We start from the raw sequence: 15,497 nt of genomic DNA, 5'->3' as shown, positions 1-15,497 counted from the left end.
CAGTGAGATCGGGCAGTTACTGCCGCATCAGTGGATGCCGGCCTGACTTACGCAAGGTGAGTTCGCCGGACGCTTACTCACCGGCTGCATTCGGTAGCGGTCGCAATACTGCCGCAAGGACTCCGCGTCATAACCCTTATCGGCCAATAGCCAACGGCATCTCTTCGATTGGAGGGTGTGCACATTCCCTCTAATCGAGGTCGGCCACGTAAGAGATGCCGTTGGTTATTGGCCGATAATTATGAGTTAACTATTAATGAGCAGCTGCAGCGGATTGCTGTGACTGTTGGCAACAACGGTTTTGTCGTCGGTGCAAATCCAAGGGGGAGCGCTAAGTGAAAAATATAAAATTGATGGCGGATTATCAGTGTCACCCGCTTTGGAATATGTCTCCCGATGAGTATGGTGACATAGCTCCTTGCGAGCTTCCTATCTCTAAAGAGCTTCAGTTGCGTCTATCAAAGTGGGCAGCTCTATACGACGAATCACTGGATGCTGATTATCCACCAAACTCTGGATTCAACAGCGAGGAGTTAGAGTGCGAATTCAAGCTGGAGGGAGAGCGATTGGCTGAAAGCTTGAGATGTGAACTTGGTCCGGATTTTTCTATTTTCCTTAAGGTTTAGTTGGTGAAAAAGTAACCGGCGAGGTAGCTGCTACTATGCCAACTCGACTCGAGGGGCTACAAATATAAAGTGCTTAAATCTTCGCCTTTGAGGGAATTGCTCCTGAATTCAAAGAGCTAGGGGGTCTCCGAACAAGTCCCGGGTATGCGAAATCGTCTGACTACCTGATCCGAGCTGCCCCTGAGCCAGATGAGCTTTTCCGACTTCGAGTACGTCGGCAAGCGCAAGCAAACCCGCCGCGAGCGAGATGGATCAGGTCGTACTCTGGACAGGCCTGCTGGAGCTGATCGAGCCTTTCTACCCCAAGGCGAGGGTGGTCGAAAACCTTACCCACTGGAAACCATGCTGCGCATTCACCTGCTGCAAAATTGGTTTTCCCTGAGTGATCCGGCCATGGAAGAGGCGCTCTATGAAATCACGCCCATGCGTCAGTTCGCGCGTCTGACACTGGTCGCGACCTCAGCCTGATTGCCGGTCGTGACCTGAATATCGGCGCGGCACAAACCGAAACATCGAAGGTACAGGGCGCGAATACCCAGTCCAGCATCACGCAACTGGGCGCCAGCGTCAGCGTCGGTCGTGACCTGATGGCCCTGTCGGGACGCGATATCAATGTTGTAGCCAGCGATATCGACGCCAAGCGCGACATCGCCATGGCCGCGACCGAGAACATGACCATCAGCTCGGCGGCAGACGAAACCCACTCCCTGTCCAGAAGCAAGAAACTCACCGTCCAGACCGACCATGTCAAACAGGTCTCCGCCGACCTGAATGCCGGCGGCAGCATTGCCCTGAACGCCGGTCAGGACCTGGCCGTCATCTCCAGCCGCATCACCGCAGGTGAAAACGCCAACCTGTCTGCAGGCGAAAACCTCAGCCTCCTGGCCGCACAGGACAGTGATTACTACCTCTACGACAAGAAGAAAAAAGGCTCCTTCGGCGCCAAAAAGACCAAGCGGGATGAAGTGACCGATATCCGCAATGTCGGTAGCGAAATCACCTCCGGCGGCGACCTGACCCTAGAGAGTGGCGGCGACCAGTTGTACCAGGTGGCCAAGCTTACCAGTGGCAACGATCTGACCCTTGAAAGTGGTGGTGGTATCACCTTTGAGGGGGTGAAGGACTTGCATGATGAGAGTCATACCAAGAGCAATAACGACGCCTTTTGGACCTCATCCAAAGGTAAAGGTAGGACTGATGAAACCTTGCGTCAGACGCAGATGGTTGCCAAAGGTGAGCTGAGTATCAAGGCCGTCAATGGTTTGAAAATTGATATTAAGCATATTGATCAGCAAACCGTCAGTCAGACCATTGATGCCATGGTACAGGCCGACCCGCAACTGGCTTGGCTCAAGGATGCCGAGAAGCGCGGAGATGTAGATTGGCGTCAAGTGAAGGAAATTCACGAGAGCTTTAAGTACAGCAACTCAGGGTTGGGCCCTGCTTCGCAGATAATCATTGCAATCGCATTGGCAGCTGTCATGGGGCCCATGATGGCCAGTTTTAGCACTATGGCACAGGCTGGTGCCATCAGTGTCGCGACAAAAGCAACCGTCAGTACGATTGACAACAGAGGGAACCTCGGGAAGGTTCTGAAAGACGTTACCTCAAAGGACAGCGTCAAAGGGTATGCGGTGGCAGTGGCTACCGCAGGAGTGGCTGACGGGCTTGGCTACAACCCTGCCACCGCAAGTGTAAAAACTGCCGCTATAAAAACAGTTGCTGATGCAACGATCAAAACAGCTGTGTATGGCGGGAGCTTCACGGACAATCTGGTAAGCGCGGCAGCGGGTACGGCAGCTAGCATCGGTGGTGCCGCAGTTGCTGGGAAAATCGGAGACTTGCCCCTCGCTGACGGTGGTATCGCCAAGATTCTTTTGCATGCTGGTTTGGGTGGCCTGTTAGCTGAAGCTATGGGCGGTGACTTCCGCGCTGGGGCTCTTGCTGGTGGCGCAAATGAGGTTTTGGTGGGGTTGTTGGGGGACAAGCTCCTGCCTCCAAATCTCATAGAGGGCACGCCTGAGTATGATCGGGCCAAGGCCAATTTGCTGGCCTTGTCACAGATTGTTGGCGTGCTTGGTGCAGCGGCCAACGACTCGGATGTTGGCATTGCAGCAGCAGTTGCAGCGAATGCTACCCAGTACAACTGGTTGTCACACAGAGAGATAAGGATTGCTGATGAGGCCCGGAGCGCGTGTGCAGCAAAGGGAGGTGATGTTCAAGGTTGTCAGTTAGCGATCACTCGCAAGATGGAGACGTTGCATAAAGAGCGTGAATATGAGCTGCAAGAGCGAGCACGCGCTATTCAGCTTCAGTCCTTGCAGGAAGGTGGCTGGTCTCTGGAGGATTACAACAAAGCCCTTTACGACGATTACTTTGCCAGCAAGGGGCTTGATAAGAGCGAGATAACTTTTGACGGATACGACCCTGCAAAAACGTTAGGCTACATGCTTTCCGAGAGGGGCATCGGCGCTGCCAACGCCCTCATCAAATGGCCAGGTGAGGTCCTTGGCGGTATAGTCAGTACCGTCACTCATCCGTGGGATACTTTGGCGGGAGCTGCGCAGAGTGTTTGGTCTGCTGCGGGTTCAGTAGCCGGTTGGGCAACCAGCCCTATTCCTGCTCAAGGGCTTGAGCGTGTAGGGGATCAACTGCTTGCACAGTCCGAGCAGCAAGCTGGCGAGCTTATTTTCGACACTGTCAGCGGCTTGATTACGACGACGATTGGTGGGGTTGCGGTCAAGTGGGTGGGGGGAAGTGGGTTCGTGCAGAAAATAGCGTAAATGCTACCAATGGTTCGACACCAAATAATTTGAATCCAAGTAGTTCCTTTACGGACCTTGAGGCTGGAACTTTAGTCGATAGAAACGTCATAAGGCCGACTTTGGGTATCTCTCGAGGTGAGTACTCAGCAGTAAAGCCAGGACCACTTGCCGATGAGCTTGCAGAAACGTTTTCTGGTGGAGTTTACAAAGAGGTTGTGCTGCAAAGCGATACTCTCCTATATCGCGCAGGCACTGCTGAGAGAGATTTAGGACAGTTTTTTAGCCAGGAGAAACCCAGTGGGATCATACAAAGTCGTATTGATAAGGCTGTGCTGCCTGTCTGGCCAAACGGTGCACAATCACCGATTGATACCTCGTTTGCTGTTAGAATTCCAGCAGGGACAACAGTTTATGTCGGTAAGGTGGGTGTTCAGGAGGGGTTCTATATAGGTGGGACGGAACAGATAGTGGTGGTTAAACCTTGGGCGATTGAAGGGGTGAAAGTCTTGGACGCGGAGCCGCTAAAATGAATAAATATGAGCGTGTTTTAGTAATACTGGAGGAGATGGCAACCCTCCTCGATATGGCCGGAATTAGTGACTGGGCTGAGGCTATACGACGGGCTGGTAGTAATGATGAGTCCGAGGCATCTATCTTATACAATACTGTGCTGAGGATGTATGGTGGTAGTGGTTCTCTAAATGATATTGTTCTTTATTTTGGTGGGAAAGTTTTGGTGCGCGAAAATGATAAATTTGATGAGTTGCGTTCGGAGCTTTATAAGTTGTGTCGATGACTAGGTTTTTATGAAAAGTCGGCGTGGGCAGATCGACGTCATGAGTGGCTAGAGTTCCGGGGTTTGGGGTATTATACCGTGGTTGAATTAGCGCCAAGGACATGCTTGTCTGGAGCTCGATCGGGGTCGTCTGCGGTCGTGATGGTTGTTGAAGCTCTATGGTATATGAGGCGTAAATCCACCTTCCGTAATTTTGGTTGGGTTTGTCGTGCTATGTTTTATATTGGCTTTGTTGGAGGTGCTGGTTCTATTGAGGGTGGGGTGAAATGTTTGATGTATAGGTCCAAAATTCAATTTAATAAGTTTTAATTTTGATATGTATTGCTGCTTTTTTTTTGTGTGGGTGTTTTTGTGGTCTTTAATTTGAGTATTTATAATGCTTTATTATATATTTTTCTCTCCCTCAAGGCGCTTCCAGTGCAAACCCTAAAACTCTTACTTCCCTTGTGCCTGACAACCCTCCTATCAGCCTGCAACACCACCTCCTACGACAAAGCCACCATCTACTACGACCGAACACAATTCTCGTCCCAAATCGTCAAAGACGTCCCCGATCTGAACACTCCGATCACCCAGCACGGACGTTGTTCGGTCATCGTCTCCACGCCTGGCTCGACCACTGGCCCATATTACTTCTGCACCTACGCCCTGACCGCAACCGGGCTTTATGTGCAAGGCTGGGATGCCAAACAGATGAAGTACACGGAAATTGCCCGGGTCGATCTGGCCGCACTCAGGACGGTGTCGCTCTATTCGTTTCTCAAGAACAAGCAGGTGCAGTTGACTGAAGAGCGACGCCAGCTTGCCTTGAGCGCCATGATTGATGAAGGCGGATATATCGATGGCGATGCAACTGTGCGTCTGTTCGATGCGATCAAAGGCAAAGGCGTAAAAGTGGTCGAGAGCGAGGGTGTAGTGAAGCCGCCTGCGCCAGCGGGGCCGATTTATGTGCCGTTGATTATTCCTCAGGTTAAGCGCTAACGAAAACTAAAGGGACGCGCCCCATGCGTCCCTTATATCTCACCATTACTTCCCCACTTTCTTCGAAGACATCCCACCCGACGGATCAAAACACTGGCTGTCATACAGCGGGCTCTTGCACTGCGACACTGCAGTCGGTGGCGGTGGTCTGTCTCGCTGGTATTGCTTGTAGCTTTCCGTCTCGTAGACATTGACCTTCGCGCGGCCGCTGATTTTCAGGTATTCGGTGGCTTTGAGGTTGACCTTGTGGGCATGGTCTACCGGTTCGCCCTGGCGCAGCATTTTGGGCGGGCCTTGTCTTTGGATGGAGGTGTTTGCGTCGCCTTCGGCGCAGGGGATGGATGCGAAGCTCACATGGCCTTCAGGTGAGGTGCATTTGAAGATTTCGCTGTGAGCGGTGCCGTTGAAGCTCAGCGCTGCGGCTGCCAGCGCCAGTGAAGGCCATTTCATGAGGTCTCTCCGTTGAAGGCGCAAGGCTAGCATTTGCACGGAGTTGCGGCTACCGCTGGTCTGTTGTATCGCACTCTGATGGCCAGTGGGTTTCTGACGTGCAGGTATCAGACTCAAACCGATCTGACTGGAGGTACGCATGACAGGCGATAAATCGAAGACTGGCAACCCTGACGACCCGGATTTCAATACGGAATCCCCCGATGCCGAAGATCCGCAGATGGACCCTGTGAAGCCTGCCAAGACGCCGGCCAAGGAGAAGGGCACCCAGGACGATTACCCGCCTTACAATCCGGAAAAGTAAGGCCAATCGTGTCCCTTTGAAGGCGTAAACAGGTCGATGGTGGGCTATGGCACCGCCAGCAAGCTGCCTCCCACAAAAAGCGGTCTACTTGTTGGCGTCCAGATACTCCAGCAGATCTTCCATGCGCTGGTCGTTGCCCATCCACCAGAGTTTCATGCGGGTGCCGGGGACCATTTCGCTGGGGTCTTTGACGAAGGCGCTGATTTTCTCGCGGGTCCAGACGATACCGGAAGCCTGCATCTCGGGGGTGTACTTGTAGTCGGGGTATTGCGCGGCCGGGCGGTCGATGATGCCGTTGAGGGGCGGGCCGAACGCGCTGCGGGCCGAGGGACCGATCTTGTGGCAGCCGGAGCAGAGTCGGGTAAAGACTGCCTTGCCTGCTTCGGCATCGCCAGCGGCCTGGGCGGTTGTCTGGATCAGCAGGGCCAGTGTCAGTAGCACGGTTTTTTTCATGTACGTCCCATGGGCATTTTTCAAACGCCGAAAACCACGAAGCCCCTGAGATTCTGTGAATTCAGGGGCTTCGCGTTTTTCTAATTTGGCGGTGAAGGAGAGATTCGAACTCTCGATACAATTTCTTGTATACACACTTTCCAGGCGTGCTCCTTAAGCCACTCGGACACTTCACCGTATCTCTTCAGACTGTTGTGTCTGTCGAGGCGCGCTAATGTAGTCGAAACGTTTTCCGAACGCAAACCTTTTTTCCAGAATTTTCATGCGCTTAAGCAAAAAGTGGCACTTTGGGGGCCGCCCCCGGCTTTGTAATGAAGCCGGGGATCGGTGAAGGGCAGTGAATCAGGCGCCGAAGCCGCCATCGATGCTCAGGCTGGCACCGGTGATGTAGCCGGCTTCCGGGCCTGCCAGGTAGGCCACGAAGCTGGCGATTTCTTCACTCTTGCCGTAGCGCGGGATGGCCATGAAGCCCATCAGGCTTTCGGCGAATTCGCCATGGGCCGGGTTCATGTCGGTGTCCACCGGGCCGGGCTGCACGTTATTGACGGTGATGCCCTGCGGGCCGAGGTCGCGGGCCAGGCCCTTGGTCAGGCCCACCAGTGCCGACTTGCTCATGGCATAGGGCGCGCCGCCAGCGAAGGGCATGCGATCGGCGTTGGTGCTGCCGATGTTGATGATGCGGCCACCTTCGTTCATGTGCCGAGCGGCTTCCTGGGTGGCGATGAATACGCCGCGCACGTTGATGGCGAGGATTCTGTCGAAGTCTTCCAGGTTGAACTGGTCCAGCGGCGCGACGGCGAGTACGCCAGCATTGTTGACCAGAATATCCAGGCCGCCGAAGGTTTCGGCGGTGGTCTGCACGGCGTGGCGGATGGCGTTGGCATCGGCACTGTCGGCACGGATGGCCAGGGCCTTGTCGCCGTTGGCATTGATGCTGTCCTGAAGGTCGAGTGCATTGACTTCGGAGTTGACGTAAGTGAAGGCAACGGCTGCACCTTCCTTGGCCAGGCGTCTGACAATGGCGGCACCGATACCGCGTGAGCCGCCTTGCACGAGTGCCACTTTGCCGGCGAGGTTACGATGCTGATTCATGGTGTTCTCCTGTGGGTTTGCTTCGTGGAAGACAAGTGGCGTTGATGCCGCCCGGTATTGGAGGTTTGAGCATAGACCTTGCCCAGGCGCAGTCACTGTCATGCATACTGCTGTGATCTGAACCCGGCCCGGAGGAGTGATTCAATTAAATGAATATTCATGCCAACAGCGCCTTGCTCCTGATCGACATGCAGCAGGGCATCAATCATCCGAAGCTGGGACGTCGCAACAATCCGCAGGCCGAGGCACAGATTTCAGCGTTATTGCAGGCGTGGCGGGAGAGCGGGCGGCCAGTCATTCATGTCAGGCATTTTTCCCGTTCACCCGAGTCGGTGTTCTGGCCGGAGCAGTCCGGCGTGGAGTATCAGCCCGCATTCGTGCCGCAAGCTGCAGAGCGCGAGTTACGTAAACAGGTGCCGGATGCGTTTTGCGGGACGCAACTGGAAGCCTGGTTACGCGAGGCCTCGATTGCTCAGATGGTCATCGTGGGAGTCGTGACCAACAACTCGGTGGAGTCCACTGCCCGAACCGGCGGTAATCTGGGTTTTGAGGTCATCGTGGTGCATGACGCCTGCTTTACCTTTGACGGCAAGGACTTTTTCGGAGCCCCGCGCAGTGCCGAAGAGGTGCATGCCATGTCGCTGGGCAATCTGCATGGTGAATATGCCACCGTGCTGAGCGCGGCAGAGGTCTTGCAGCGCCTGTAACTCAGGGGTTTTGCAGAAACACCACATACCCCCTGAACCACTCGTTGTCCTGCAGATAGTCAGGCGCCTGCCACTCGCCGCCCTGGATCAGACCGATCTTGAACGGCAGGCCGAGGCGGTTCATGCGTGGTAGATAGGCGGCGTAGTCGGGGATGCTGTGGCGGCCCTGGTAGGTTTGCACCACCACTTCGTCGATCACGCCCTTTAGATTGCCGATGGCGCTGGCGTCGGCGTTGCTGCTCCAGTCCATCAGGCCGGTAATGCTCAGGCGGTATTGGGGCGGCAGACGGCGGCGCAGGTCGCGCAGGAAGTCGACGTATTCATTCAGGTAGCGGGTGCGGGCATCGAAATCGATCTGGATGCCGACCAGTGTGTTGCCTGCCTGTCGCCAGCGTTCGACCTGACCGAGCAACTGGCGATAGACCGACTCCGGCCAGCGCAGAGTGTGAGCGCGATACACCACCCAGAGCTGTTCCTGAGGCAGCCGGGTCACGGCCATGCCCTGGGCGATGAAGTCGACCCGCTGTTGCGGATCGCGGCGTGAGCTGCTGATCTGGCCTTGCAGCACATACAGCGTCCTGGCCTGCGCCAACACCGGCTGCGAGTTGACGCCGCCCCATAACCAGAAGGCGTCGTAATCGGAGGCGTCCACCGCTGCCCAGGCATGAAGCGGACCCAGCAGCCAGAGCAGCGGCAGGCAACGCCAGACATTCATCGCGCTTTACCAGTAATACTGCAGCGATTTGCTCCAGCGGGTATCGGCGAACTCGCCCTTCAACTGCTTGAACCAGGCCTTGCGTACAGCGGGAGCCACGTCCTTGCCGTTGCAACTGTTATAGCCCGAAGGTGCATAGCAGTTGATCGCGCGAAACAGGGCATAAGCCTTGTCGTCACGGGGGGCCTTGGAGTTGGCGATGACCTGCTTGTAACCTTCGAGTCGCGAGAAGACCTCACCGGCAAATCCCGGAGCGGTGCCGCCCAGGCTGTCGGCGTGACGTTTCTGGTCGAGTGGCATGCTGTCCAACTGATTGCGCAGCATGAACTCGCCCAGGCAGTTCAGCCCTTGCGGGCTCTTGTTGTCAGCCTGCAAGGTGGCTGCTGTCTGAGCAATACTCGGACAGGTGTAGCCGGACTGGGCCTTGTCGCCTTGCCAGTGGAACAGGCCGAGTTCCGGGCCTTTTTCGTACACATAACCCAGGCTGTAACCCAGCTTCTCGTCGGGAAGCGTGGCTGGCAGTCGTTTGAAGTCCTCGGCAAAGTCGGCGTAGCGGCTGCGCAGCAGGTCTTTGTAGAGCAGCACGAACAACGCGGTGTTGCGTTCGGTGGCATCGGGACCTTGAGTGATCTGCTGGCGCAGCAGATCGGCGTCGGCCACATGCCTGAGCAGGGTGTAGCGCACCTGTTGCGACTTGATCGGCGAGTCCGCCGCGAAGACCCGGGCCAGTTGCTCATCCCGTTCGTAACTCATGGCCAGGGCCAGTTCCAGTTGTTCCCGTTGCAACGGTTGCGTGGCCAGCGGCAGCAGGTGCTCCCACAGGGACTGCGCGGCTTTCCAGTCCTGACGGGCTTGCAGTGCAAGGCCGCGCAGCATCTGCTGGCTGAAGCTCAGGTAGTCGAGTGTGGCCGGTGGCTTGTCCGGCAGCAGCGTCAGGGCTTTGGCCGGGTCGTTCTGGGCATAGAAAGCAAATGCAGCCTGCACGTACTCATACAAGGCTGGCTGTTCGGCAAAGATTGCCTTCTGCGCTTGCAGATCGGCTTCGGTCAATTGAGGCGTCGACTTTTCCCGCATCCACATCAGGTCATTGACGGCCATCAGCAAAGGCGTTTGCACTGCTTGCCGGTTGACCGTCAGCAGCTTGGTATCCACCTCGCTGACCAGCTCATCCAGTGAAACATTGCGCTGCGCATCGCTGGTTTGCGTCAGTTGCCGGGCGAAGTCCCTGGCGAGCTTGTCGGCGTCGTTGGCCAGCCAGTGAACGCGCCTTAGCAAGCCTTGGGCCGACGCGGCGTACTCGCCCTGTGGGTAGGCCTGCAAGTATTGCTCGAAGCCGCTTTCGGCCTGTTGCAGCCGTGCCTTGTCCAGTTGTTCCGTGGAGCGCTCGCCATATTCGTTGAAGGCGTTTTGCTGGGCATCGTTCAGCGCTGTGCGTGCGCTCATGTACAGCGCGGTCTGCTTGAGCCAGGGTTGTGTGCTGTCGGCAAGGGCCGCAAAGCCCTTTGCCGCTTCGACGAAACGGCCACTGTAAAAGTCGCTGGCGGCTTGCAGGTAAGTGGCGAATGCCTTGCCGGTGGAGGATTTCAGATCGCCCGGTAGCATGCCGGCCTGCTGGCTGGCGTCCCAGCCGCACACGCTCAGCAGTTGCAGGCGGGCATTGGCCAGCGAACGGCGCTCGGTGTCGCTCAGTTCCGGGCTGGCAACCAACTGTTCGATAAAGGCAGTGGCGCTGGCCTGACCATTGCTGCGGCAACGGCTGCCTTCGCCCTGCAGAAACGCGTCGCCAGCGGTTTCGCCAACTTCGTGCTGGATACCCAGTTTTTCGAGCAGCGGGCTCAAGCTTGCATTGGCTTGAGGGGCTGTCGGCTCGTCGGTTTCGCTTTCAGGGCGGGGGACTGCCGCGCCCAGACGATAAAGAGGAAAGGGCACCGGGCCATAGCCTTGCGCAAGATCTTCGTTGTTCAGTGCATGGGGTTGCAGCGCCAGCGCACCCTGATCGGCCAGCAACAGGCGCAGGTTGACCTGGCTGTCGTTACCGGGGCTGAGGAAGGCCAGGTTGCTGCAGACGTCCAGACGTTCCTTGAGGATCGTCCAGTTCGGGTAGCAGGAATCATCGCCGCTGGCCTGGGCCTGAGTGCAGAAAACAGAGCCGACAGCAAGGGCCAGAGCAGTCAATAGCCGGGTGCGCATGGGGGAGTCCTTGAGCCATGAAGGGGGCGTTGGCAATCATACAGGCCAATGTGTCGCTGTGTTTACAGTCTCTTTGCGACTGAAGTTGCCCCCCACGCAGCCCTGACGCGATTACAGCATCCGCTTGAGCGTATTGTCCTTGCGCACGAAGTGATGCCAGATCGCAGCAATCGCATGCAGGCCGATCACGTAGTAGAAGATCGACGCCAGCAGCTTGTGCAGGTCTTCAAAGCGTTCGGCGATGCGTCCTGAAGTAGGGAAGGGCCAAGGGATCTGCAGGTCTGTGAGTGGAACAGGCAAGGCGCCTTTTTCAACCATTACCGTGAGCACGCCAAGCACCGGCTGGGCGAACAGGAAGGCATAAAGGGCGTAGTGTGATGCGGTTGCCGCCAGTCGCAGTGCTCCTTCAAGAGGCGGCGTAATTCCCGGTGGTCGATGGCGACGACGTTCTGCCAGGCGAAAGAAGGCAAGAGCCAATATTGCGATGCCGACCCAGAAATGGCTTTGCACGACGAAGGTCCGGTATTCCGATCCCTTGCCGAACTGGGTACGGCTGAGAATCAAGGCATAAGCCAGCACAATCAGGGCGGCCATGATCCAGTGCAGCCACCTGGCCCGGGAGGTATAGCGTTCAGAAGACGGTAAATCCACTGTTGTTACCCTTGTCATGTTGTTCTCAGCCAGCTTCCTGACATTTTTCCGACCACTTGTGCATCAAGCAAACCTCATGCCTTGAAACCTAACCGTTTCAGGGCGTCTGGAGCGGATAACTGAACTTGCCACCGCTCTGTTCGCAGTCGTTTCTGGCCTGGGCCTGTTCCTTTATTTCGTAGTACCAGGTGATGACCTGTGCATCATCCGGAAGCTGTGCGGTGCCTTCACCTTGCTCTTTGCTGGTCGAGCGTTCATTAGCCAGAGACTCCGTGGTCGCGGTTGCCGTACATAACGCCACTGCGCCTTTCGGGCAGGTGTCGACCTTGCGTTTTTCCCTGGGCGTGGAGCCTTTGTCTTCATTGCTGCATGACCAGTCAATGGCTCCTTCGGGCACCCCTTTATATTCATAGCAGATGTGTGGCTGGACCACCGGAACCTGTGCACTGGCAGGACGTGTCACTACATCGCACGCCTGCCCCAGCGCCATGTTGCACAGCAGGCAGCCGGTCAGGGCCATACAGAGTCGCAGAGTCATTGTTGTTATCTCTCTTCACGTCTCGGGAACTGTCGATAGTGCGAATCACAAAGCCTGCATGAAGTTCATCCCCTGATGACGAGCGGCAGGCGGCACGAGTTTGACAAACGATGGAACCTGCGCATGCGCCCGGCTTCATATGACTTGAATGTCGTGAAGGAGCGAGCCTTGACCAGTGCCAATCCCCCTGTAGGCAACATCACGCCGGTGTCAGCGAACATTTCATTGAATGTGCTGACCATGAACATGCATATGGGCTTCGGCATCTTCAACCGCCGCTTCATTCTGCCTGAGCTGCGCGAGGCGGTACGCAGTGTGTCCGCCGATATCGTGTTCCTGCAGGAAGTCCATGGCGAGCACCAGAGCCATGCCCGGAGGATCAAGGACTGGCCGACGATTTCGCAGTACGAGTTTCTGGCCGACAGCATGTGGAAGGACTTTGCCTATGGGCGCAATGCGGTATACCCGGAAGGGGATCACGGCAATGCGCTGCTGTCCAAATACCCCATCGTCCAGCACGAAAACCTCGATATTTCCATTCACGGCACTGAAGAGCGCGGGTTATTGCACTGCATCCTTGAGGTCCCGCATTACGGGCATGTTCATGCGGTCTGTGTGCATCTTGGGCTTTTTGAAAGTCACCGGCGACAACAGCTCAAGCTGCTGGCCGGGTTGATGGAGCGTCTGCCGGCCGGTGTGCCGGTGATTGTCGCCGGGGATTTCAACGACTGGCGTCAGCGCGCCGATGCGTTGTTGCAGGGGACCGGGCTGCATGAGGTCTTCGTCGAGCGTTTCGGTGCGCCGGCCAAGAGCTTCCCGGCCCGCTGGCCTTTGCTGAGGCTCGATCGGATTTACGTACGCAACGCGACCACCCACAGGCCCAGAGTGCTGTCCAACCGGCCCTGGTCCCATCTTTCCGATCATGCACCCTTGGCGGTGGAGGTAACTTTATGAGCAGCAATGCCAGGGAGCAGCAGGGGCAGTGGCGCGATGGTAATTGCGTGGAGCTGTTGATCAACGGTGAGGATTTCTTTTCCCGGGTCTTCGAGTGCATTCGTGCGGCCCGCAAGGAAGTGCTGGTCGAGACCTTCATCATTTTCGAGGACCGCATCGGCAAGGGCTTGCAGCAGGCCCTGATCGAGGCCGCGAACAATGGGGCGAGGGTCGTGGTGACAGTGGACGACTATGGCACTTCGGACCTGAGTTCCGGGTTTGTCAAAGCCATGATCGAGGCAGGCATCCAGATCCAGTTGTTCGATCCGCGCCCGCGCTTCATGGGGATGCGCACCAACCTGTTCCGACGCCTGCATCGCAAGGTGGTGGTGATCGACGGTGAGCTGGGATTCATCGGCGGCATCAACTACAGCGTCGATCACATGACCGATACCGGGCTCACTGCCAAGCAGGATTATGCCGTGCTGGTCCGTGGCCCGATTCTCGCCGATATCCATCGCAGCGCGTTGCACATGCTCAACCCGGCAGTGCGTGCCACGCTGAAGCAGATACCCCTGAAGCTGAAGTATGCCGGCAGTGCCCGGATGCTGCTGGCCGAGCGCGACAACAGCAATCATACCACCGATATCGAGGAGCAATACCTCAAGGCCATTCGGGGTGCGACCCAGCGAATCACCATTGCCAACGCCTACTTCTTCCCCAGCTATCGCTTCCTGCGCGAGTTGCGCAATGCGTCACGGCGTGGGGTGAAGGTCACGCTGATCCTGCAGGGGCAGCCGGACATGCCGTTCGTGCGGGTCTGTTCGCGTCTGACTTATACCTATCTGCTGCGCGATGGCGTGGTGATTCACGAGTACAAGCAACGGGCTTTGCACGGCAAGGTCGCGCTGATCGACCGCGAATGGTCAACCATCGGCTCCAGCAATCTGGACCCGCTGAGTCTGGCGCTGAATCTGGAGGCCAATCTGTTCATTCGTGACCAGGGCCTCAACCAGCACTTGCATGAGCACTTGTGCGAACTCGCTGCTGCTCACAGCACCCAGATCAACCTCAAGGGCGCGGCTCGCGGTCAGTGGTGGCGTGCGCCGATGATTTTTCTGTGTTTCCACTTCCTGCGGCATTTTCCGGCCATCGCCGGGTTGTTTCCGGTCCACGGCATGCGCCTCAAGCCGATCAGGGCTGGAGATGTAATGCCCGAGGCGCGGGTTATCGATCAGCAGGCTCATCAGGATTTGCCGGACAGGGAGCAATCTTCATGACTCAGGTCGCCCAGGCATCAGCCAATAATGCTCACGGAACCCGCTGGAAGTGGGCCAAGCGTGTCTTGAACCTGTTTTTCTTCATCGCCGTGCCGGTGTTGCTGTTCATGCTGGTCAAGAACCTTGACTGGCAGGAAGTCAGCCACGCCTTGCAGTCCTACAAGGCCAGTACCCTGGGCCTTGCGGTACTGGTGGCGCTGGCCAGTTACCTGACGTATTGCGGGTTCGACATCCTGGCGCGCTTCTATACGGGCCATAAGTTGTCGATCCAGCAGATCGTTCCGGTCACCTTTGTCTGCTACGCCTTCAACCTCAACCTGAGTTCCTGGGTGGGCGGGATTGCCTTGCGTTATCGCCTGTATTCCCGGCTGGGGCTGGATGTACCGACCATCACCCGGATTCTGAGCTTCAGTCTGATCACCAACTGGCTGGGTTACATGTTACTGGCAGGGGCCGTGTTTGCGATGGGCTTCCCCAAGTTGCCCAAGGCCTGGGAGGTCGGTACGACTTCCCTGCAACTGATCGGCGTGGGTCTGCTGGTGCTGTGCTTTTGCTACCTGCTGGCATGCCGCTTTTCCAAACGCCGCTCCTGGAATCTGCGGGGCCAGGAAATCGTTCTGCCATCCCTCGGGCAGGCCTTGATGCAGGCCAGCCTCGGGGCCTTGAACTGGTCGTTGATGGCGATGGTGATTTATACCCTGTTGCCGGATAACGCGTTCTATCCGGCGATATTGGGGGTACTGTTGATCAGCAGTATCGCAGGCGTCATTACCCACATACCGGCGGGTCTCGGCGTGCTGGAAACCGTGTTCATTACCTTGCTGGCTCAGGAGTTTTCCAAAGGCAGCCTGCTGGCCGGGCTGATCGGCTACCGGGCGATTTACTTCCTGTTGCCTCTGCTGATTGCTCTGCTGGTGTATGTGGTGCTGGAGAAAAAGGCGAAGCAGCTCAGCGCAAAGAACCAGCAGCGGATGTGAAGTGGGAGGGGCCTTGGCCGCGACAGCACATCTTCAGTA

The 15,497-nt window shown here is 56.7% G+C and carries 16 protein-coding genes, 1 tRNA gene and 3 pseudogenes; 11 read left to right on the top strand and 9 right to left on the bottom strand.

What is annotated here, in order from left to right; all coding sequences use genetic code 11:
- Window positions 1–78: 78 nt before the first annotated feature.
- Window positions 79–165 (bottom strand): annotated as a pseudogene (locus tag JSY17_RS21345) (IS5/IS1182 family transposase); the annotation flags it as partial.
- Window positions 166–335: 170 nt separating this feature from the next.
- Here JSY17_RS21345 and JSY17_RS21340 point away from each other — a divergent pair.
- From JSY17_RS21340 to JSY17_RS21315, 6 genes and pseudogenes are all read left to right on the top strand, one after another.
- On the top strand, window positions 336–626 hold the full coding sequence (locus JSY17_RS21340; RefSeq protein WP_263943136.1) for a hypothetical protein: 291 nt from the start codon (window positions 336–338) through the stop codon (window positions 624–626).
- 180 nt (window positions 627–806) lie between these two features.
- Window positions 807–1,076, top strand: a pseudogene (locus JSY17_RS21335) (transposase); the annotation flags it as partial.
- Window positions 1,076–3,409: pseudogene (locus JSY17_RS21330) on the top strand (DUF637 domain-containing protein); the annotation flags it as partial. The pseudogenes JSY17_RS21335 and JSY17_RS21330, both read left to right, overlap by 1 nt.
- Window positions 3,370–3,921 (top strand): hypothetical protein, encoded by a 552-nt coding sequence (locus tag JSY17_RS21325; RefSeq protein WP_206402888.1) that lies wholly within the window; start codon window positions 3,370–3,372, stop codon window positions 3,919–3,921. The pseudogene JSY17_RS21330 and the gene JSY17_RS21325, both read left to right, overlap by 40 nt.
- Window positions 3,918–4,187 carry a DUF6966 domain-containing protein gene (locus JSY17_RS21320; protein WP_206402887.1) on the top strand — a complete coding sequence of 90 codons (270 nt, stop codon included), beginning with the start codon at window positions 3,918–3,920 and terminating at the stop codon, window positions 4,185–4,187. Before JSY17_RS21325 ends, JSY17_RS21320 begins: the two co-directional genes overlap by 4 nt.
- A 363-nt stretch (window positions 4,188–4,550) precedes the next feature.
- Window positions 4,551–5,168 carry a hypothetical protein gene (locus JSY17_RS21315; RefSeq protein WP_232849582.1) on the top strand — a complete coding sequence of 206 codons (618 nt, stop codon included), beginning with the start codon at window positions 4,551–4,553 and terminating at the stop codon, window positions 5,166–5,168.
- A 45-nt stretch (window positions 5,169–5,213) separates the two neighbouring features.
- Here JSY17_RS21315 and JSY17_RS21310 read toward each other — a convergent pair whose 3' ends face one another.
- Window positions 5,214–5,618: a DUF4124 domain-containing protein gene (locus JSY17_RS21310; protein ID WP_206402886.1), complete on the bottom strand. Its 405-nt coding sequence runs from the start codon at window positions 5,616–5,618 to the stop codon at window positions 5,214–5,216.
- 139 nt (window positions 5,619–5,757) lie between these two features.
- On the opposite strand from JSY17_RS21310, the gene JSY17_RS21305 reads away from it, so the two are divergent.
- On the top strand, window positions 5,758–5,922 hold the full coding sequence (locus JSY17_RS21305) for a DUF6021 family protein (RefSeq protein WP_162880439.1): 165 nt from the start codon (window positions 5,758–5,760) through the stop codon (window positions 5,920–5,922).
- An 84-nt stretch (window positions 5,923–6,006) separates the two neighbouring features.
- Here the strand turns inward: JSY17_RS21305 and JSY17_RS21300 are convergent, their stop codons facing one another.
- From JSY17_RS21300 to JSY17_RS21290, 3 genes are all read right to left on the bottom strand, one after another.
- The gene (locus JSY17_RS21300) at window positions 6,007–6,375 is read right to left on the bottom strand and encodes a c-type cytochrome (protein ID WP_117184408.1); all 369 of its coding nucleotides are present in this window, start codon (window positions 6,373–6,375) and stop codon (window positions 6,007–6,009) included.
- Between the two features lie 86 nt (window positions 6,376–6,461).
- Window positions 6,462–6,551, bottom strand: a tRNA-Ser gene (locus JSY17_RS21295).
- Window positions 6,552–6,717: 166 nt separating this feature from the next.
- Window positions 6,718–7,467: a 3-oxoacyl-ACP reductase family protein gene (locus tag JSY17_RS21290; RefSeq protein ID WP_117184407.1), complete on the bottom strand. Its 750-nt coding sequence runs from the start codon at window positions 7,465–7,467 to the stop codon at window positions 6,718–6,720.
- 149 nt (window positions 7,468–7,616) lie between these two features.
- On the opposite strand from JSY17_RS21290, the gene JSY17_RS21285 reads away from it, so the two are divergent.
- The gene (locus tag JSY17_RS21285; protein ID WP_206402885.1) at window positions 7,617–8,174 is read left to right on the top strand and encodes a cysteine hydrolase family protein; all 558 of its coding nucleotides are present in this window, start codon (window positions 7,617–7,619) and stop codon (window positions 8,172–8,174) included.
- A 1-nt stretch (window position 8,175) separates the two neighbouring features.
- On the opposite strand, the gene JSY17_RS21280 is transcribed toward JSY17_RS21285, so the two are convergent.
- The 4 genes from JSY17_RS21280 to JSY17_RS21265 all read right to left on the bottom strand — a co-directional run bounded on the left by JSY17_RS21280 (window position 8,176) and on the right by JSY17_RS21265 (window position 12,268).
- The gene (locus tag JSY17_RS21280) at window positions 8,176–8,889 is read right to left on the bottom strand and encodes a DUF3142 domain-containing protein (RefSeq protein ID WP_200980491.1); all 714 of its coding nucleotides are present in this window, start codon (window positions 8,887–8,889) and stop codon (window positions 8,176–8,178) included.
- A gap of 6 nt (window positions 8,890–8,895) precedes the next feature.
- Window positions 8,896–11,079: a tol-pal system YbgF family protein gene (locus JSY17_RS21275; protein ID WP_206402884.1), complete on the bottom strand. Its 2,184-nt coding sequence runs from the start codon at window positions 11,077–11,079 to the stop codon at window positions 8,896–8,898.
- Between the two features lie 111 nt (window positions 11,080–11,190).
- Window positions 11,191–11,730: a cytochrome b gene (locus JSY17_RS21270; RefSeq protein ID WP_117184403.1), complete on the bottom strand. Its 540-nt coding sequence runs from the start codon at window positions 11,728–11,730 to the stop codon at window positions 11,191–11,193.
- Window positions 11,731–11,827: 97 nt separating this feature from the next.
- Window positions 11,828–12,268, bottom strand: a complete 441-nt coding sequence (locus JSY17_RS21265; protein WP_117166255.1) for a hypothetical protein — start codon at window positions 12,266–12,268, stop codon at window positions 11,828–11,830.
- Between the two features lie 168 nt (window positions 12,269–12,436).
- Here JSY17_RS21265 and JSY17_RS21260 point away from each other — a divergent pair, with 168 nt between their 5' ends.
- Genes JSY17_RS21260 through JSY17_RS21250 form a run of 3 tightly spaced genes read left to right on the top strand, consistent with a single transcriptional unit; the run spans window position 12,437 to window position 15,458 of the window.
- On the top strand, window positions 12,437–13,222 hold the full coding sequence (locus JSY17_RS21260) for an endonuclease/exonuclease/phosphatase family protein (protein ID WP_183134053.1): 786 nt from the start codon (window positions 12,437–12,439) through the stop codon (window positions 13,220–13,222).
- A complete protein-coding gene (gene clsB, locus JSY17_RS21255; protein WP_117186291.1) occupies window positions 13,219–14,481 on the top strand; it encodes a cardiolipin synthase ClsB in 1,263 nt (420 codons plus the stop codon). The genes JSY17_RS21260 and clsB overlap by 4 nt, the downstream gene beginning before the upstream one ends.
- Window positions 14,478–15,458: a lysylphosphatidylglycerol synthase domain-containing protein gene (locus JSY17_RS21250; protein ID WP_206402883.1), complete on the top strand. Its 981-nt coding sequence runs from the start codon at window positions 14,478–14,480 to the stop codon at window positions 15,456–15,458. Before clsB ends, JSY17_RS21250 begins: the two co-directional genes overlap by 4 nt.
- Window positions 15,459–15,497: the final 39 nt, after the last annotated feature.

Source organism: Pseudomonas capsici (assembly GCF_017165765.1).
Lineage (GTDB): Bacteria > Pseudomonadota > Gammaproteobacteria > Pseudomonadales > Pseudomonadaceae > Aquipseudomonas > Aquipseudomonas capsici.
Note: the sequence above shows the minus strand (reverse complement) of the source record. Positions and strands in the feature narration are given on the sequence as shown.